This is a genomic window from Bradyrhizobium sp. dw_411 (assembly GCF_018449695.1).
GTDB lineage: Bacteria > Pseudomonadota > Alphaproteobacteria > Rhizobiales > Xanthobacteraceae > Bradyrhizobium.
Genome location: NZ_JAAVUY010000015.1, coordinates 29,581 through 48,404, shown reverse-complemented (window position 1 = coordinate 48,404; position 18,824 = coordinate 29,581). Strand labels below are relative to the sequence as shown.

Sequence of the window (18,824 nt, the reverse complement as noted above, 5' to 3'; positions counted from 1 at the left end):
GGTTTCAGGGAAAGCGCTTTGGTTGCGGCGGTCCCAGCACCAAATTTCGGATGTTTTTAACGGTTGCGCGTACCTTCATAACATCGACGGCAGGATAGCGGTCTCCGATCTCAACAGCGATATCGTCGCTCATATCTTCCGCCTGATTGAAAGCCTCGGTTAGCCTGTGATGCATAGTTCGGTCGCGCGCCAGATGGCTTAGCACCGCGTCGATAACCAGCATGTATGCACATTGCTGAACGGCAAGTGACTTCAGTTCGCCTTCAATATCCACGTCGAAATCCCTTTTATTTTGAGGCCGTCTGCAACAGCGAGATAAGAGCGAACACATTTAAGCCGACGCCACAAAATATCAGCCAAAATACTGACACATGCACCCAGCGCGGATAGACAGGCTGAAGGGCCAGCGTACGCGAAGTGCCAGTGACTTGTTCACTTGTGACAGTAACCATTTCGGGCAACGGTGCATTTATCGATAGTAACTCGAAACCAATGACATCCTTAGGGGGCAGGTTAGCGAAAATAATCGAAAAGCGACGGTCCGGCGCGGTCTTCGTCTCGTAATGACGGCTTGGCCACACGTTGAAATATTGCGGTTGCCAATTGAAAACAATTTCAACGTTTTTCGCGGCCAGACTTCCTGCGTTGACAATATGAAGCGAAGCAACGTTGACCAATTGGCTTGGATTAATAAGATTTCCTGCGGCGTCATGGAGCGGCTCGTTGATCAGATAAGTAAAGGCGTGCCGCGTACTGCGAACTAAACGTGGACGGCTAGAAAAATATCTCGTGAGCATCCACGCTATAAACGGAACAACCACCGAGACAATTTCTCGAAGATGATCGGTCAGGAATTGTTGCATTGTCATCTTTCGATCAGCTCGTCGGTTGCGGCTCGATACGACCTTTCGGTATGCCGCAAGGTCGTACGCCAGGCCCCATCAGGATCTGATTCCTTATCGGCGTCGGAAACGACAACATCGCTCCTGAGGCGATCATTCCCTTGTTAATCACGCACCAGTTTGGATGTTGTGTTGGCGTAAGCGATGCCCAGCCGTCACCAGGCTGAACGACGTGGCAGCCAAGAGTCGCGGCACACGTCGCCGCAGTCAGATAAAGGGCGGTGACATACTCTATCATTTGCGCTTCCCGTGCCGCGGTGATTCGCGATCATGCAGCAGGTTGACACGCCCAACGGGCGCTCGCTGGTAATTACTCGCTTGTCCCGGTTATACACAGGTGCGTCACCCATCATCAGATCTCAACGGCAGTCCGAAACGACGTGTGGCTGGCTGGCGTCTATGCCCCGCACACACTCGCGCACTTCCCCGGTAATACGATTGACCCTCCAGACTAGCGCAGGGCCACTGGCCATCTCGTATGGAGTGATGAGCTGTGCCGCGATTATAGACAGGCCGATAACGGCGGCGCCGGCGACAATGGATTGCTGGATTGTCATGCTTTGTTAGCCCCCCGGTGGCGGTGTCTGTAGGAGCGGCCCCAAAGGGGATAGATTTTTAACCCAAATCAGCGGATGATGTCCGCGGGCCTAGAAACCCGGACCAGTGATAAGCCGCGTCATTCCTTGTCAGAATGCTCCCGATTGGCGTCGGGGGTTGCGGCTGAATGTCAGCTCGATGCTGACGACGGACGAGCTTGGCGGCTCGGCTCCGAACCCTGCCTTTATGGCCGGGGGGTGCCGTTCTGTCCAGAGGGAGCAATCCCTTAAAAGCGACACGCCTGTCTCACTGGCAGGTTTCTAGCCCCCGGCTGCTCGGTCTGACACCGAGCGCGGCCCTAGAAAGCCAAGCAGTGAGCATTCCCATGACAACCTTAATCCACGAATCCGGACCACCGGTCTCCTCGCCGTGCGCGCCGGCGATGCCAACGGATCAGACCGAACAGAACGATCGGGCTGCGGCATTGGTCCGAATGGAGCAGGTCGTCGACCTTTTGCGGACCTGTTATGTGCGCGAAGGCTGGAAGATCGATGACGTGGCGGCAGAGCGTGCTTTGGACTTTGTTCGCCAGTACGCCAAGGACGGCTCCGAATCCGACGAAGGTCGTGAAGCCGCGTTGCAATTTCTCGGGTCTCACGGTCAATCGCTTGATTGGATCTTCTGTGGCGACGTTGGCGGCATGATTTGCCGGCTGGCAAAGAACTCGGAACGCGCTACTTCGCTCGTTCCACATCCGGACGCCAAAATCATTGAACTTGCGCGGCAATATCCTGCGGCGGTGAACGAACGGCGACGGCTAGGCGTGATCATGGATGAAATCAAAGAGGCCTACCGCATGTCAGGATTCCCTGAATCACTGCGCATCCGCCCGACCGATGCCGCGCTTGGCCGAACGCCTTGGCAAGATACGGATGAATTTTGGCATCGCCCGTGCGATATCGATAAGTGGCGCAGTGTGAATACCTATGATTGCACGAGAGAGGACACTGCCGATGGTATTGTCATGACCCTTCGGACGATAAAGGCCTCAGCTAAATTGCAGGCACGCGCTGAGGAAATCGTGGCTGCATACGACCAATGGGACGCCAAGCATCAGGGAACGCCGAAAGGCTACGGCCCGGCAAAGCAAGCCTATAAGAAGGCCGACAAGGTCGAGACAAAAATCGAGAAGCAAATCGTGGAGCTCAAGGCCACGACGATCGAGGGATTGATCGCAAAATCCCGCTGCGCTGAGGTCTACGAATTCGACGACACGGCGTTCATGGTTTCCGTAGCCGAGGATCTGGTCGCGCTCGGCACCAGGACTGCTCCTATCGCGGCGCTCGCCTGACGTTCACGCTCAATCGAGGCGCGGGCATCGATAGGTCAGAAAGCACAACCGATAGCGGTTGAGATCCCGCGCGACAAGGAAGCCCGCCGGTCACGCCGGCGGGCTATTGATTAGCGCGATAGGGCCTACTGGCAGTATTTTTGAACGCAATTGCGCAAAGCTATGTCGCAAGCTGCGATGCAATTGTTGTTGCCCCCTCCGCATGAGGCGCGGCACGATATATTGTTCGGATTGCAGGTGGCGCATGTCGCTTGAGCGAGAATAATTTTCCCATCTAATATGTTAAATCGTGTCGCATTCGGTTCGGCAGATGCAGAACTCGCCATGATTACCGCGACCCAAATTCCTAAAATGTAGCGCAAGTTTAGCCCTCCCTCGTTGTGATGAGGAAAATGTACACGCAAGAGTCATCGGCACCATCGGCTATGATGCCGCACTGGCTGTCTCAAGAGCAAAGGCCGACGAGGGGCATGTCGAATTTTCCGCTCACGGCGTTCTCCCAATGGCTTCCCGATACCTAGAACTGGGAAGCAGCCACCCAATAAGCAACTGTAAATGTTGACAAATAATTGTTATTGACTGATCTCGGGCTATCACATGGCGGTTGTGGCGGGCATTGTATTCTTCGCTGTTCGAGCGTTGCTCGCGCTGTTCCCGGTACTGTCGGCTTCGTATCCGATCAAGAAATGGTCGGCCGCCGCAGCGCTCGCGGCCGCCGCGTTCTATCTGTTGCTGTCGGGCTGTGACGTCGCGACCCAGCGTTCGTTTTTCATGACGGCGGTGGTGCTGATCGCGATCATGGTCGATCGCCGCGCGGTGACATTTCGCACGCTGGCGGTCGCGGCGATGATCGTGCTGGCCCTGGCGCCGGAGGCGGTGGTGCATCCAAGCTTCCAGATGTCGTTCGCGGCCACGCTCGGGCTGGTGGCGCTGGTGCAGATTGGCATGCCGCGCTTGTTTGCCGCTCCGGACAATTCGATCACCGCCAAGGTCGCGTTATGGGGCGGGCGGGAGATCATGACGCTGATATTGGCCTCGTTTGTCGCGGGGCTGGCGACCACGCCCTATGCGGCCTTTCACTTTCATAGGGTGACGCCTTATGGCGTGCTGGCCAATCTGGCGGCGATGCCGGTGGTGTCGGCGGTGGTGATGCCGGCGGGCATTCTCGGTCTCGTCGCAATGCCGTTCGGGTTCGACGGCTTCTTCTGGTGGCTGATGGGGATCGGGATCGACTGGATGATCGTGGTGACGAAATGGGTCGCCGCGCTTCCGGGCGCGATCGGCCGGATGGCTGCCTTCGGGACCGGGCCATTGATCGCCGCCAGCGCCGGAATTGTATTGCTGGGGCTATTGCGGACGCCGCTACGCTGGTCCGGGGCTTTGGTACTGATGATTTCCATTGTCTGGGCACTGGCGATGCCTCAGCCGGATGTCCTGATCTCGGCGGACGGCCATAATGTCGGCGTTCGCGGCCGGGACGGGCGCCTGCATCTGATGCAGACGGCCAAGGACGCGTTCCTGGTCAAGGAATGGCTCGCCGCTGACGCCGACGCGCGTCCGGCCGGCGATGCGTCGTTCAAGGACGGCGTCTCCTGCGACGACGCGGGATGTGTGGTTCAGATGGCCGATGGCGGGTTCGTCACGCTGGCGCTCAAGCCCGAGGCCTTGAGCGACGATTGCGAGCGCGCGGCGCTGGTGGTGACCGCAAAGCCGGTGCCGTCGTCATGCGCGGCCTCCATCATCGACCTGGAACGTCTGCGCCGGCACGGCGCGATGGCGTTGCGGCGAACCCGCGACGGATTTGCGGCTGAGGCGGTCAAGCCCGGAGGTGTCGACCGGCCATGGTCGCCGGCGCCTCCGGGGGAGGCGGCGGATAACGACGCGACGTTGATATCGCGTCCGGCAGGCCCGAAAGGCGTGGATGCCACGCCGTCAGAAGCGGATGTGCAGGCGGACGATTAAAATCGCGTCGAACAGGCATCCGACAAAACGGCCTCAGTGCTCACCAAGCGTGGATTTTTCCGGCAGCTCGAATGCACCGAGATGAAATTCCTCCGCCACGTCCTCGTCTACCGGTGTCGCCGCCGCCGTTTTGACGAGCGCAAACAGGGCGTGCGGAAACTGCTTCCAGACGGCGAGATCATCCGCCGCAATCGTGAGCCAGCCGAACCTGAACATGTAACGTCCCGGTTCGGTTACGTGTCCGACCCGATGCCAAGTGACCTTATTGACCGCCAATCATCGCGTCCTTTCGAGGGTCACGACTGCGACGCTGCCGCCCCGTCGGGCCGACCGCCGGGGCGGCAGCGCCGGGTTTAAGGGGTGGAGACCGGCGTCGCCGCGTCGATGCCAATAACGGACGGTGCGCGTTTCGCAACCTGTTGAACCACCGGCAATTGCAACACGCTCACACGCTGCCCTTTACAGAGCTGCGTCACCAGCACACGGCTTCCATCCGGAAATTCGATCGCGTCATGGTGCCGGTCCGGCGCATGCGGTTCTGTCACGCCGAATTTTCCGACGCGGAAATTGATTTCTCGCGCCCAGATCAAGCGCCTGTCGTATCTGACGTTTTTGACGAATGCCAGTTCGGTCCCGGGCAGCATACAGACCGCGACGTCGGGCTCACGTTCTGACGCGAAGCCACGTGTCGAGGTATTGCGAAATGTCGTGGTGATCAGCGTCTCTCCAACTTCGGCGGGACGCGATTCCACTGCATGCAAGCTATAGTCACACATCGGATTTGCTCCTCATTCGAGATAGCAACCCGCACCGCTTCCCGCACGATCCGAGAGCACCACGCGTAACCGAAAGCGACGCAGGTTTCCATCAGAGTGGATGGGTAGAGTGTGAGACTTCGCCTCGTTGAAGGCAAATGTGCGGCTCCCGCCGACGAGCCAAATCACAAATGCGTTTGGCGCCCCAAGCTTAAACCGACGTCGGCTTCAACCGACGTCATTCCGCGCCATCAATACTTTCGGTAGAGCCCGATCAGCTTGCCCTGAATCTTGACCCGGTTCGGCGGCAGGATGCGGACCTCGTAGGAGGCGTTGGCGGGCTCAAGCGCGATCGAGGCGCCACGGCGGCGGAAGCGCTTCAAGGTGGCTTCCTCTTCGTCGATCAGCGCCACCACGATATCGCCGGTATCGGCGGTCTCGTTGCGCTGGATCAGAGCCATGTCGCCGTCGAGAATACCGGCATCCATCATCGAGTCGCCGCGCACCTCAAGGGCATAATGCTCGCCGGAGCCCAGCATGTCCGGGGGCACGCTGATGGTGTGGCTGCGGGTCTGCAATGCTTCGATCGGCGTGCCGGCGGCGATGCGGCCCATGACCGGCACCGCGACCGGGCGGCTGCCATCGTCGTCAGAACCGATGCTGCCGCCGCTGCGGACCTTGCCGAGCGTGCCTTCAATGACACTGGGGGTGAAGCCACGGCGGCCATTGCCGTTGCTGCCGGTCAGTTCCGGCAGCTTGATGACCTCGATGGCGCGGGCGCGGTTGGGCAGGCGGCGAATGAAGCCGCGTTCTTCCAAGGCGGTGATGAGGCGGTGAATACCGGACTTCGAGCGCAGGTCGAGCGCATCCTTCATCTCGTCGAAGGAGGGCGGGACACCGGACTCCTTCAGGCGCTCGCTGATGAATCGCAGGAGTTCGTATTGTTTGCGCGTAAGCATCTCGACCAGTCCCCAGGTTGCGGTGTCGTTCGATTTCGAGACGTCTTGGTTTGAGGCGTCTTGGTTTGAGACTGCGGGGTCTCAGACCCCGTTTGGTGCCATCAACGTCAGAAACAAATCATGAACGAACACTATATGTTCCATATGTGTTCCGCAACCACTTAATTTCCCGTCAACAAGACCGGTTTGTGGCGTGAGCGTTAAGGCTCAGGATGGCAGCCGCAGGATGTCGCAAGGCGTGCCGGCTGTAGCTGCGGGGGCAAACGGCGGGCGGATCAGAAGTGCCCGTGCCGCAGCGAGATTCCCCAGCAACGAGCTGTCCTGATGGCTCACCGGCGTGGCGATCAGAGCGCGGTCGCTGCGCACGTCCAGGCGGGCGCGCAGATAGTCTTCGCGCTGGTCATTGGCGGGGACGTCACGCCCGAGCAGCGCCGTTTCGATACGGTGATGGACGTCCGATCGGCCCGACAATTGGCGAATCAACGGCACCACAAACAGGAAGCCGCAGACATAGGATGACACGGGATTGCCGGGCAGCCCGATCACCCGCATGCCGCCGAGCCGGCCATGCATCATCGGCTTGCCCGGCCGCATCGCGATCCGCCAGAACGCCATCGTGACGCCTTCGGCCTCCAGCGACCGCTTGACCAGATCATGGTCGCCGACCGACGCACCGCCTGTCGTAACCAGGATATCGGCGCCGCTGTCGCGGGCGCGCCGGATGCCCTGCGCGGTCGATTCCACGGTATCGGCGGCAATACCGAGGTCGATCACGTCAGCGCCTTCGTGACGGGCCAGGGCCCTTAGCGCGTAGCCGTTGGAATAGACGATCTGTCCGGGGCCGGGGGTCGAGCCCGGCAGCACCAGCTCATCGCCGGTCGCCAGCAGCGCGAGTTTGGGCCGGCGCCGCACGGCCAAATCTGGATAGTTCATCGCGGCGGCCAGCGAGAGATCGCGGTCGACAAGGCGGGTACCGCCGGCCAGCAGCACATCGCCGGTGCGGAAATCGACGCCGGCGGGGCGGATATGGCGTCCCGGAGCCGCGGCTTCGGTGATGGTGATGCCGATCCCTTCGACAACCGTATCTTCCTGGATGACGACAGCGTCGGCGCCGTCGGGGATTACGCCGCCGGTGAAAATCCGCACCGCTTCTCCGGGACCCACAGTTTTCTCAAACGGGCGGCCGGCCGCGATCTCGCCGATCACTTTAAGCTGCGTCGCGGCGCGCGAGGCATCGACGGAGCGTACCGCATAGCCGTCCATCGCCGACATCGCCTGCGGCGGCTGGGTGCGTAATGCGGCGAGGTCGCGTGCCAACACCCGGTGGTGCGCCGCGTCGAGCGCGACCATTTCCTCCGGCAGCGGCTCGGCGCCCGCCAGGATTGCCGCCATGGCTTCGGTGACCGGCATCAATGCCAAAATGAAACTCCCAAAGCCCGACTCCCTAAATACCAAGTGCGGTCAGCGCATTCGCGACGTCGTCAGGCGATGTCACGTGAACGCCGATCAAGCCCTGCGCCTTTGCGCCCTCGATATTCTCCGCGAGATCGTCGAAGAACACGATGCGCGAGGCTGGCGCGCCGATCGCCTGCACCACGTGATCATAGGCTTTTGCGTCGGGTTTCCGAAGCCCGATCACCGAGGACAGGAAGATTTTACGGAAATGGCCGAGCACATCGGTAAATCTGGGCGAGAAATGCTCGATATGGGCGCCATTGGTATTCGAAAAAGCATAGAGCGGCAGGTGTTTTGCGGCGCGCGCCAGCAGGAGCGCGATGCCGGGGACTTCACCGACGAAGATATCGTTCCAGCCGTCCAGGAATTGGGCGTCCGACAATGGGATGCCGAGTGAAGTGCGCAGGCCTGCAAAGAATTCGGCGTCGCTGGTCTCGCCGGTCTCATGGCGCTTGAAGATATGGTCCGGCGAAAATCTTCCCGTGAGCTGTGCGGGCTCGCAACCGGCATGACCCGCCCAGCGGGCCAGCGTCCTGTTGAAGTCGATATCGATCACGACGCGGCCGAGATCGAACAGCAGCGCGTCGGCCGCGCCGGGAAAAAGCAGGGATTGGGTCATCGCGGTCTCTGACCCAACTCCTCAATACCGGTACGGCTCGATGTCCACGAGCGGGAACGCGCTGAGGACATGGGGCAGGTTGGTCGGCGTGGCCGGATGCAGATAGGATTTGTCGAGATCGGCGAAGCGCGTGACGCCGAGCAGGCCGAGACAGCGGATCACTTCGTCCTCGAGAATTTCCAGCATCCGCACGATTCCCTTTTCACCGCCGGCCGCCAGCGCCCAGCATTGCAGGCGGCCGATGCCGACGAGATCGGCGCCCATCGTGATCGCCTTGACGATGTCGGTGCCGCGGCAGAACGAGCCGTCGACCATGATCTTGGCGCGGCCGGCCGCCGCGGCGACGATCTCGGGCAGCACATGCATCGAGCCCCGGCCATGATCGAGCTGGCGTCCGCCGTGGTTCGACACGTAGATCCAGTCGACTCCGTGATCGAGTGCGATCGCGGTGTCTTCGGCAGTGGCGATACCCTTGATGACCAGCGGGATCTTGTACTTGTCCTTGATCAATTTGACGGTCCGCCATTCCAGCCCCTTCTGGAAGTCGCCGCCGGTGGCGCGCAAGCGGCTTTCACGAACGTAGCGCTTGGCGATATCGCGTTCGCGGCGGCTGTAATGCGCGGTATCGACGGTGAGACAGAATGCAGTGTAGCCGCTCGCAATGGCGCGGCTGACGCGATCCTCGACAAAGGCATCGTCGCCGCGGGCATAGAGCTGATAGATCCGCAGCGCATCGGGCGCGGCTTCGGCGACCTTTTCGAGGCCGGGTTCGGACACCGAGCTCAGCATATGAGCCGCACCGAACCTTCCGGCGCCGCGCGCGACGCTGGCCGCACTGCCTTGCGGATCGAAGATCTCGAGCGCGCCGACCGGCGCCATCATCACCGGCAGGCGCAATTTGCGGCCAAATACTTCGGCAGACGGATCGACCTTGGCGACGTTGCGCAGCACCCGCGGCCGGAATGCGATCTCGTCCAGCGCCATGCGGTTGCGGCGCATGGTGGTTTCGGTCTCGGTGGCGCCGACGATGTAGTCCCAGGCATTCTGGTTGAGATTGGCGCGGGCCTTGCGCACGAACTCGTGAAGGTTCTGGAACTCTTCGGGGCTGGCGCCGAGCTCGGACGATGCCGGCTGGATGCGGGTCGCTTCGTTCATCTTGTTCTCCCAGGGAATATCGGACGGCTCTTCTCTCGGGAGCGGTCCCGCAAAGATGCGCTAAGTAAGCGCATCCGGCCGTAATCGAGAAATGCCCAGCCGGCAACCGTAGGGCCGGCTGATGCATGACTGGCGTTATTGGGGCTTCCTTAGTGCTTATCGGCCCCGTTATTTGGCTTGCGCGTTGGTCGCGGTTACCTTCATCTGCCGCGCGTCGCGCTTGGCGACCATGGCGCCGGTGGTGGCCGCATATTTCTTGAAATGCTCGGTGACGCGGTGGGCCTGAAACGCCGCTTCGTTGTCATAGACTTCATACAGCAGGAAGTGGTTCGGATCGCTGTTGAGGTTGAGAATATCGAAGCGGCGGCAGCCCGGCTCGGTGACCGCGGCCTTGCCGTTTTCGGTAAGAGCGGCGAGGAACTTTTCCCGCTCGGCCGGGACGATATCGAGATCCACGGCATTGACAAACATCCCGGCAGATTGCGCCGCGACGCGCTGGCCCGGCGCCGGCAACAGGATGGCGCATGCAGCCAGCAACGCGATCGCGGCAGTTGGCACCCAGACTGATTTGGACATTCGACGATCCTCCCCTGATGGCCCCGGAATTATTTCCGGTGGCAAGCGCCAGCCAACCCGCCACGTGGCGAACCGGCTTTGCGCCTTGGCACTATCCATAACCGATTGCGCAGGTCCGGGTAAGTCTTCGCCGGGCTGCTTCCCTGGGCTTACCCGGCATCTCAAAATTTGCTATGGCTGGCACCCGCAAAAGGCGAGCATAATTAATAACACATCGATAGGGAGTGCGGCCATGACGATATCCCCGATGACGAGATTTGCGGTATCGAGATTTGCGTTCTGGATCGCGGCGCTTGGGATCGGCTTGTCAGACGCGGGCGCGGCGAATGCGCAGAGCATGATCTTGACCAGCCCCGACATCACCGAAGGCGCGACGATTGGCAACGAACAGGCGCTGAATGGTTTCGGCTGCAGCGGCGGCAACGTTTCGCCTGCCCTGAGCTGGAGCGGGGCGCCGGCGGGCACCAAGGGCTTCGCGGTCAGCATGTTTGATCCGGATGCGCCGACCGGCAGCGGTTTCTGGCACTGGGTCGTGTTCAACATTCCGGCCGCCACGACTTCGTTTCCGAAGGGCGCCGGGAACGTGAAGAAGAAGCTGATGCCTAAAGGGGCCATTCAGAGCCGGACTGATCTGGGCACCGACGGTTATGGCGGCCCGTGCCCACCGGCCGGCGACAAGCCGCATCGGTATCAGATCACGGTCTTTGCGGTGGATGTCGACAAACTGCCATTCGCCAAAAATCACAATGCATCGGCCGCGATGGTCGGCTTCGATCTGCACTTCCATACCCTTGCGAAGACGACGCTGACGGGTGTCTTCGGCCACTGACGTTCAGGAGACCTGCGAAGAACAGGCGACATTGACCGGCCGGTGCGGCTGCTGTCATCTTTGCTGCCTCGGCACGTGCTGGCATCAAGATCAGCTTTCATCGCCGACAAGGGAGTTTGATGATGATCCGCAAAACACTCTGCGCGAAGATATTTGGCGCGCGACCGAAGCGAAGATGGAACCCGGCTTTCTGATGAAGACGGTTGGCCCGGTGGCGCCGGCGCGCGGCGTTCCGGTGACGCATCCGTTGATGCATCGTACCCGCAGCGTCGATTATGCCGTCGTCCTGTCGGGAGAGATCGACATGATGCTCGACGACACCGTGGTTCATCTCAAGCCCGGCGATACCATCGTGCAGCAGGCGACCAATCACGCCTGGGTCAATCACGGAACCGAGATGTGCCGCATTCTGTTCGTGCTGATGGATTCCAGGCAGCCGTAAAGCAGGACAAAGCGGGCCGGCCGTCGATTACAAATTGGTTATGAGCGGGATTCCGGCTTTCCCGCTGCAGTAGAGCGCGTATATCCTTTTGTGATGTACCGATGCGTTCGGCGATGTTCCGCCGTGGTTCGGCCGTTGGCTCGGCGTCCGGGTCATCTCAAGCGGCCTCAATGATACCCGAAAGGTGTTGTGAGCTTCTGGCCGGACGGACGTGCGAGCGATTTTTTTGGCCCGAGGCGGGCCGCAACTGACAGCGAGAAGGTTTGCCAACCATGCGCAAGAATTCGATGTTTTTCCTGGGCTCCGCAGCCGGCATCTGCCTGACCCTTCTCGTCACCGGGCCGCAGGGTTCGCAATGGGTCGCGGCAGCCAAGGCTGCGGCCAATGCCGACACCTATTCGCAGCTCAATCTGTTTGGCGAAGTGTTCGAGCGCGTCAAGAGCGACTACGTCGAGAAGCCCGACGATGCCAAGCTGGTCGAAGGCGCGATCAACGGCATGATCACCTCGCTCGATCCGCATTCGCGCTACATGAACGACAGCGCCTGGCGTGAGATGCAGGAGACGACTCATGGCGAGTTCGGCGGGCTCGGCATCGAGGTCACGATGGAGGACGGCCTGATCAAGGTGGTCGCGCCGATGGACGACACGCCGGCCTCGAAGGCCGGCATCCTGTCGGGCGATCTTGTTACCCAGATCGACGACGAGGCGGTTCAGGGCCTCACGCTCGAGCAGGCCGTGAACAAGATGAAGGGGCCGATCAATACCAAGACCAAGCTGACGATCATCCGCAAAGGCAAGGACGAGCCGATCGTGGTTTCGATCGTGCGTGAAACCATTCGCGTGAAGCCGGTCAGCCATCATGTCGATGGCGGCAATATCGGCTATATCCGGATCAGCTCGTTCAACGAACAGACCACCGATGAACTGAAGAGCGCGATCAGTGACATCTCGAAACAGGTTCCGTCCGACAGTCTGGCCGGCTATGTCGTCGACCTCCGGAACAATCCGGGCGGATTGCTCGATCAGGCGGTGTCGGTTTCGAGCGCGTTCATGACGCGGGGCGAGGTGGTCTCGACGCGGGGTCGCACGCCGGAGGAAACCCAGCGCTTCACGGCGCGGGGCGGGGATCTCATCAAGGGCAAGCCGCTCGTGGTGCTGATCAACGGCGGATCTGCTTCGGCTTCGGAGATCGTGGCCGGAGCGCTGCATGACCACAAGCGCGCGACCCTGATCGGCACCCGCTCGTTCGGCAAAGGCTCGGTGCAGACGATCATTCCGCTCGGCGCCGGCAATGGCGCCCTGGCGCTCACCACCGCGCGCTATTTCACGCCATCCGGCCGATCGATCCAGGCCAAGGGTGTCGCGCCCGATATCGAAGTGCTGCAGGAGGTGCCTGACGAGTTCAAGACCCGTTCGGAGACCAAGGGTGAGGCCTCGATGCGCGGTCACTTGTCAGCCGAGGGCGCCGAACAGACCGGTTCGCAATCTTATGTGCCGCCGGTCGAGAAAGACGACAAGGCGCTGGGTGCGGCCTACAATCTGCTGCGCGGCGTCACCGTCAATGCCGGCGTGCCGGCGTCGAAGACGGCGGTTCCGAACTGATCTCCGAACCGATTCTTGATGCGACGGGAATGAACACGATCGGGGCGGCGAGGCCGCTCCGATCGGCTTTCGAGCGAAGCGGATACCGGTTCGTGTGAAGAAAACGCTTCAACGGGATTCTAGGCCACGGCTACGGGTCTGGGGCGGTGTCCGAACAGCAACGGCCTGATCTCGGCGGCCGGCTTCGGCGGGCTGAACAGGTAACCCTGCATCTCCGTGCATCCGAGCGAGCGCAGCAATTCCTGCTGCTCGATCGTTTCGACGCCCTCCGCCGTGGTCGTCATGTGCCGCTCGGCGGCGATGTTCACCACGGCCCGCACGATGCCGGACGATCCGCTGGCCTCGGTGATGTCGGTGACGAAGCAGCGATCGATCTTGATCTTGTCGAACGGGAAACGCTGCAGATAGCTCAGCGAGGAGTAGCCGGTGCCGAAATCGTCGAGCGCGATCCGCACGCCGATGGCGCGAAGCTGATGCAGAATCTCCAGCGCGGCGTCGTCATCGCGGATCAGCACGGCTTCGGTGATCTCAAGTTCCAGCCGGTGGGCCGCAAGACCGGATGCCGACAGCGCCGCGACCACCTTCAAGGCCAGCGTGCCGCTGCGAAATTGAACCGGCGAGACGTTGACCGCGAGCCTGGTATCGTCGGGCCATTTGGTGGCTTCCGCGCACGCGGTGGCCAGCACCCATTCGCCGAGCTGGTTGATCAGGCCGGTCTCTTCCGCGATCGGGATGAATTCGACGGGCGAGATCATGCCGCGTTCGGGATGCCGCCAGCGCACCAGTGCCTCGCAGCCGTTGATCTTGTTGCCCTGAAGGCCGACGCAGGGCTGATAGTAAACCTCGAGCGCTTCGTCGGCGATCGCCTGGCGCAGATCCATCTCAAGGATGCGGCGGGCCTTCACCTGCGCGTCCATGGCCGGCTCGAAGAAACGATAGGTACGCCGCCCGGCCGCCTTGGCCGCATACATCGCCATATCCGCGTTCTTGAGGATTTGATCGAGGTCTGCGCCGAGCTGCGGGGCCATTGCGATGCCGATGCTGGCATCGGTGGCGACCTGGTGACCGAGGCATTCGTAAGGTGCGCGGATCGCATCGAGAGCCCGCTCGACGAGGTCCGTGACGTCGGCTTCGGTCTTGACGGCGGTCATAACGATGGCGAATTCATCACCGCCGAGCCGGGCGACGAAGTCGGCACCGCCGATGCAGCGGCGGAAGGTGTTGGCGACCGATTTCAGCAGTTCATCCCCGATCATGTGTCCGAGCGAATCGTTGACGCTCTTGAATTCGTCGATGTCGATATACAGCACCGCCAATTGCTGGCCCGGGACGATCTCGGTCAGCTCCTTTTTCAGCCGTTCGCGAAACAGCGCGCGGTTCGGCAGATCGGTCAGTGCGTCATAATGCGCCAGATGGGTGATGCGCTCCTCGGCGTGCTTGCGCTCGGTGATGTCCTCGTGGGTCGCCACCCATCCGCCATCGGCCAACGGCTCGTTGATGATGTGAACGCAGCGGCCGTCCGTGGTTTCGATCGTCATGGAATTTCGATGCGGGATTTCCCGCAGCACGTGCGCGCAGTATTCGTCGACATCGCCGAGGAATGATCCGGTATCCCTGCGATGGGAAATAACTTCGTGGAAGGTAAGGCCGGGTTTGAGGACCTCGGCCGACAGGCCGTACATATCGATATAGCGCTGGTTGCAGACCACGAGCCGCTGCGAGGAATCGAACAGCAGCAGGCCCTGCCTCATATTGTTGATCGCAGTGTCCAGACGCTGCTTTTCCATCTGATGCTGTGTCGATAGTTTGCGCACGACGAGAAACAGCACGGCGGCTATCACGATCACGAACAGACCGGCGATCGCGATCAGCGATCGGGTTTGCTCGCGCCAGTCTTCTAGCGCCGCCGCGATCGTCGTTGTTGCAATGATCGAAACCGGGAATTTCGTCAGCGTACGCGCGGCCGCCAGCCGGTCGAGACCGTCCATCGGACTGGAGAGGCGCGTCGTGCCATGGTCTGACTTGGCGAAGATCTGCTGATGAATGACGCCGCTTTTGAAGTTCCGGCCGATCAGCGGCTCGATATGCGGATAGCGCGCCAGCAGGGTGCCGTCGCGAAGGTACATTGTGATCGCGGCACCTTCGCCGAGCGCCATGGATTCGAAAAACTTCTCGAAACTGGCCGGCGCGATGCCTCGTGTGATGACGCCGACAAATTCGCCTTTCTGTCCGACCACCTTCTGGGCGAGGATCACAGCCCAGCCTTCGCCGAAGCGGGCCGGAGCCAGTTCGATCAAAATCGGCGAGGTCGGTGCGCCCGATTTGAATATCTTGAAGGAGGACCGGTCGGTGATGGAAACATCCGGAGCCGGCCAGACATCGGACGAATTGACCAGCCTGCCGTTGGCATCGAACACGTGGACGCCGGCCATGTCAGTATAGGAGCCGACTTTTGCCTTCAGCATTTCGTGCCATTCCTGGGTCGCCAAATTCGCCCTGAGCGTATCGGGCGTAATTCCGGCTGACAGGATTTGCGAGGCAATGTCCTTTTCGACGATCGTGAAATCTTCGAGATGCTGATCGAATTGACGAGTCAGCAACAATACGGTGTTTTCGAGTTCGCGTTCCCGGCTGTTCAGCGCGCGTTCGCGAAAATTGTCGGCCATGATCGTGGTGCCGATCGTGATCGCCACAATCAGGAAAACGCCGCCGACAACGAGCCAGCGGATCGGACCTGTGCGAAAGAATGCCTTGATGTTGAAAGAAGCGGTGCCGTCTGCGGTCATGATCTGGATCGCTGCCAAAGCTGAATTGAGAAGGCTTGATTGAAATGGCTGAACAGAGAAGGTGGAACGCCGAACAGCTTGCTTCGCCCCGGCTGCACACGACTACTTTACCGATGTGGAAACGGCGTTAGGAATTTGGGTTAATGCCGGGTTAAGCGCCGATGGTCGCGGCATCATTTGCCGGTGGGACCGGATTCGATCGGCATTGGATTCCCGGTGCGCGTTTGATCAAAGGAAACTTAACCATCTAACGCACTGACGGCATTCAGGACGGCTCTGGCACGCGATTTGCGAATTCTTGGCCGTGTCCCCTGAATGCGAAGCCGAGGCGTTAGCAATGACAAAATTACTGAAGGATTTTCTCGCCGACGAGCGAGGCGCAACCGCGATCGAATATGGATTGATCGCAGCCGGCATCTCGCTTGCGATTATCGCCGCCGTGAACGGGCTCGGCACCAAGCTCAATGCCAAGTTCACGACGATCAACAGTTCGCTGAAATAGCCGCCCGGGTTCAATCCGCGGCGCGATAATGCCCGGACTTGCCGCCAATCTTCTCGACCAGATGAATGCCTTCGATGCGCACGCCGCGCTCGACTGCCTTGATCATGTCGTAGATCGTGAGACATGCGACCGATACCGCGGTCAGCGCTTCCATCTCGACGCCGGTCGGGCCGGTGACCTTGACCGCGGCGCGGACGATGCAGCCGGGCAGCTTGGCGTCCGTCGCGATGTCCAGCGTGACTTTTGACAAAGCGAGCGGATGGCACAGCGGAATAAGCTCGGAAGTGCGCTTGGCCGCCATGATGCCGGCGACGCGCGCGGTGCCGAGCACATCGCCCTTTTTGGCGTTGCCGGAAACGATCAGCGCGAGCGTGGCCTTGCTCATGACGACGCGGCCTTCGGCCACTGCAGTCCGTTCCGTCGCGGGCTTGGCGGAGACATCCACCATCCGCGCATCGCCCTTGCTATCGATATGGGTGAGGGCGGGTTTGCTTTTGGATGCAAGTTTTCCTTTGGATGAGTTGCGCGCCATGCGTCAGCGCGTCCCGGTCGCGCTGTCGCTGTTGCCGCGCGCGAGCAAAGCGCGGGTCGCCGCCGTCACATCGGCCTGCCGCATCAGGCTTTCGCCAACCAGGAACGTCGACATGCCCACATTCGCCAGCCGCGCGAGGTCCGCGGGCTGGAAGATTCCGCTCTCGCCGACCATCAGGCGATCCCTTGGGACCAACGGCGCCAACGCCTCGCTGGTCGCCAGCGTGGTTTCGAAGGTGCGCAGATTGCGGTTGTTGACGCCGATCATCGGCGAACGAAGCTTCAAGGCACGTTCGAGTTCGCTGCGGTCATGGATTTCGATCAGGACGTCCATGCCGTGCGCGATGGCCGCCTGCTCGATATCCATGGCCGCGGCGTCGTCGAGCGCCGCCATGATGATCAGGATGCAATCGGCGCCGTGGGCGCGGGCCTCGACCACCTGATAGGTGTCGTAGATGAAATCCTTGCGCAGCACCGGCAAGGCGGTGGCGGCGCGCGCCGCCACCATGAAATCGAGGTGGCCCTGAAACGATGGCGTGTCCGTCAGCACCGACAGGCACGCCGCGCCGCCGGCTTCGTAGGCCTTCGCCAGCGCGGGCGGATCGAAATCGGCGCGGATCAATCCCTTGGACGGTGAAGCCTTTTTCACCTCGGCAATCAGCGCATATTCGCCGTGCGCGAGTTTTTGGCGGATCGCGCGGACAAAGCCGCGGGGCGCGGATGCCGCCTTGGCCTTGGCCTCGAGGCTCGAGAGCGGATGCGCGCGCTTGGCGGCGGCGATCTCGTCGCGCTTGTAGGCTTCGATTTTGGTCAGGATATCCGACACGTCAGGCTCGCCGATCGTTGGAGACCGCGATCAACTGCTTCAGCCGCGCCGCCGCAGCCCCGCTGTCGAGCGATTGGGTGCCGAGCGCGACGCCTTCCTTCAAATTGGCGGCCTTGCCGGCCACGATCAGCGCGGCTGCGGCGTTGAGCAGCGCGACATCGCGGTAAGCGCTGGGCTTGCCGTCGAGAACGCCTTGCAGCGCGACCGCGTTGGCATTGGCATCGCCGCCTTTCAGTCCATCGCCGCTGACACGCTTCAGGCCGGCTTCTTCGGGCGCGACATCGAAAGTGCGGATATTTCCATTATCGAGCGCGGCGACAAAGGTTGGGCCGGTGAGGGTGATTTCATCGAGTCCGTCGGAGCCGTGCACGACCCATGCGGATTCCGCGCCGAGATTCTTGAGCACCTGCGCCAGCGGCAGCACCCATTGCCGCGAAAATACGCCGACCATCTGCCGCTTGACCCCGGCCGGATTGGACAGCGGCCCCAGCAAATTGAAAATTGTCCGTGTCGCCAGTTCGACCCGGGTCGGGCCGACATTCTTCCAGGCCGGGTGATGCGACGGCGCAAACATGAAGCCGATGCCCGCCTCGGTGACACAGCGGCCGACTTGATCGGGCGTGATGTCGATCTTGACCCCGAGCGACGACAGCACGTCGGCCGCGCCTGAACGCGACGAGAGCGCGCGATTGCCGTGCTTGGCGACGGGCACGCCGGCGCCCGCGACAATGAAGGAGGCACAGGTCGACACATTGACCGAGCCGGAGCCGTCGCCACCGGTGCCGACGACATCGACGGCGTCGGCAGGCGCCTTGACGCGCAGCATCTTGGCGCGCACCGCGGATACCGCGCCGGTGATCTCATCGACGGTTTCGCCGCGCACCCGCAGCGCCATCAGCAAGCCGCCCATCTGCGAGGGGGTAGCCTCGCCGGACATCATGCTGTCGAAGGCCGCTGCCGACTCGGCGCTGGACAGCGTCGCGCCGGTCGCGACCTTGCCGATGATAGATTTGAGATTGTCCATCACGTACTT

At 61.3% G+C, this 18,824-nt stretch carries 18 protein-coding genes and 1 pseudogene; 6 read left to right on the top strand and 13 right to left on the bottom strand.

The features are described from left to right. Positions 1-4: 4 nt before the first annotated feature. Both HB676_RS23995 and HB676_RS23990 read right to left on the bottom strand, forming a co-directional pair. Positions 5-274 carry a hypothetical protein gene (locus HB676_RS23995; protein ID WP_213740938.1) on the bottom strand — a complete coding sequence of 90 codons (270 nt, stop codon included), beginning with the start codon at positions 272-274 and terminating at the stop codon, positions 5-7. 13 nt (positions 275-287) lie between these two features. Then, the gene (locus HB676_RS23990; RefSeq protein WP_213740937.1) at positions 288-863 is read right to left on the bottom strand and encodes a hypothetical protein; all 576 of its coding nucleotides are present in this window, start codon (positions 861-863) and stop codon (positions 288-290) included. Positions 864-1,824: 961 nt separating this feature from the next. Here HB676_RS23990 and HB676_RS23985 point away from each other — a divergent pair. Together HB676_RS23985 and HB676_RS23980 are read left to right on the top strand one after the other, a co-directional pair. Beyond that, positions 1,825-2,790: a hypothetical protein gene (locus HB676_RS23985; RefSeq protein WP_213740936.1), complete on the top strand. Its 966-nt coding sequence runs from the start codon at positions 1,825-1,827 to the stop codon at positions 2,788-2,790. Between the two features lie 582 nt (positions 2,791-3,372). Continuing rightward, positions 3,373-4,752: pseudogene (locus tag HB676_RS23980) on the top strand (ComEC/Rec2 family competence protein); the annotation flags it as partial. A gap of 33 nt (positions 4,753-4,785) precedes the next feature. On the opposite strand, the gene HB676_RS23975 reads toward HB676_RS23980, so the two are convergent. The 7 genes from HB676_RS23975 to HB676_RS23945 form a co-directional block, all read right to left on the bottom strand. Further along, on the bottom strand, positions 4,786-4,968 hold the full coding sequence (locus HB676_RS23975) for a hypothetical protein (protein WP_346347414.1): 183 nt from the start codon (positions 4,966-4,968) through the stop codon (positions 4,786-4,788). Between the two features lie 137 nt (positions 4,969-5,105). Then, a complete protein-coding gene (locus HB676_RS23970) occupies positions 5,106-5,528 on the bottom strand; it encodes a hypothetical protein (protein WP_213740933.1) in 423 nt (140 codons plus the stop codon). 230 nt (positions 5,529-5,758) lie between these two features. Further along, complete coding sequence (lexA, locus tag HB676_RS23965; RefSeq protein WP_213740932.1) at positions 5,759-6,466, bottom strand: transcriptional repressor LexA; 708 nt, start codon at positions 6,464-6,466, stop codon at positions 5,759-5,761. Between the two features lie 207 nt (positions 6,467-6,673). After that, on the bottom strand, positions 6,674-7,885 hold the full coding sequence (glp, locus tag HB676_RS23960) for a gephyrin-like molybdotransferase Glp (RefSeq protein ID WP_213740931.1): 1,212 nt from the start codon (positions 7,883-7,885) through the stop codon (positions 6,674-6,676). Between the two features lie 25 nt (positions 7,886-7,910). Next, complete coding sequence (locus HB676_RS23955) at positions 7,911-8,540, bottom strand: HAD-IA family hydrolase (RefSeq protein WP_213740930.1); 630 nt, start codon at positions 8,538-8,540, stop codon at positions 7,911-7,913. 21 nt (positions 8,541-8,561) lie between these two features. Beyond that, the gene (locus HB676_RS23950; RefSeq protein WP_213740929.1) at positions 8,562-9,695 is read right to left on the bottom strand and encodes an alpha-hydroxy acid oxidase; all 1,134 of its coding nucleotides are present in this window, start codon (positions 9,693-9,695) and stop codon (positions 8,562-8,564) included. Positions 9,696-9,863: 168 nt separating this feature from the next. Continuing rightward, a complete protein-coding gene (locus HB676_RS23945; protein ID WP_213740928.1) occupies positions 9,864-10,271 on the bottom strand; it encodes a putative quinol monooxygenase in 408 nt (135 codons plus the stop codon). Positions 10,272-10,608: 337 nt separating this feature from the next. On the opposite strand from HB676_RS23945, the gene HB676_RS23940 reads away from it, so the two are divergent. The 3 genes from HB676_RS23940 to HB676_RS23930 all read left to right on the top strand — a co-directional run bounded on the left by HB676_RS23940 (position 10,609) and on the right by HB676_RS23930 (position 13,146). Further along, entirely contained in the window at positions 10,609-11,100 is a 492-nt protein-coding gene (locus tag HB676_RS23940; protein ID WP_213741082.1) for a YbhB/YbcL family Raf kinase inhibitor-like protein, read from the top strand. Between the two features lie 193 nt (positions 11,101-11,293). Next, entirely contained in the window at positions 11,294-11,542 is a 249-nt protein-coding gene (locus HB676_RS23935; RefSeq protein WP_249780441.1) for a cupin domain-containing protein, read from the top strand. Between the two features lie 272 nt (positions 11,543-11,814). Further along, positions 11,815-13,146: a S41 family peptidase gene (locus HB676_RS23930; protein WP_213740926.1), complete on the top strand. Its 1,332-nt coding sequence runs from the start codon at positions 11,815-11,817 to the stop codon at positions 13,144-13,146. A 119-nt stretch (positions 13,147-13,265) separates the two neighbouring features. Here HB676_RS23930 and HB676_RS23925 read toward each other — a convergent pair whose 3' ends face one another. Further along, the gene (locus HB676_RS23925; protein ID WP_213740925.1) at positions 13,266-15,932 is read right to left on the bottom strand and encodes an EAL domain-containing protein; all 2,667 of its coding nucleotides are present in this window, start codon (positions 15,930-15,932) and stop codon (positions 13,266-13,268) included. 337 nt (positions 15,933-16,269) lie between these two features. On the opposite strand from HB676_RS23925, the gene HB676_RS23920 reads away from it, so the two are divergent. Beyond that, positions 16,270-16,434 (top strand): Flp family type IVb pilin, encoded by a 165-nt coding sequence (locus HB676_RS23920; protein ID WP_213740924.1) that lies wholly within the window; start codon positions 16,270-16,272, stop codon positions 16,432-16,434. Between the two features lie 10 nt (positions 16,435-16,444). Here the strand turns inward: HB676_RS23920 and moaC are convergent, their stop codons facing one another. The 3 genes from moaC to trpD are packed head-to-tail and all read right to left on the bottom strand — an operon-like array spanning position 16,445 to position 18,815. Further along, a complete protein-coding gene (moaC, locus tag HB676_RS23915) occupies positions 16,445-16,966 on the bottom strand; it encodes a cyclic pyranopterin monophosphate synthase MoaC (protein WP_213740923.1) in 522 nt (173 codons plus the stop codon). 3 nt (positions 16,967-16,969) lie between these two features. Beyond that, positions 16,970-17,791 carry an indole-3-glycerol phosphate synthase TrpC gene (gene trpC, locus HB676_RS23910; RefSeq protein WP_213740922.1) on the bottom strand — a complete coding sequence of 274 codons (822 nt, stop codon included), beginning with the start codon at positions 17,789-17,791 and terminating at the stop codon, positions 16,970-16,972. Between the two features lies 1 nt (position 17,792). Next, entirely contained in the window at positions 17,793-18,815 is a 1,023-nt protein-coding gene (gene trpD, locus HB676_RS23905) for an anthranilate phosphoribosyltransferase (protein WP_213740921.1), read from the bottom strand. Positions 18,816-18,824 lie beyond the last annotated feature (9 nt).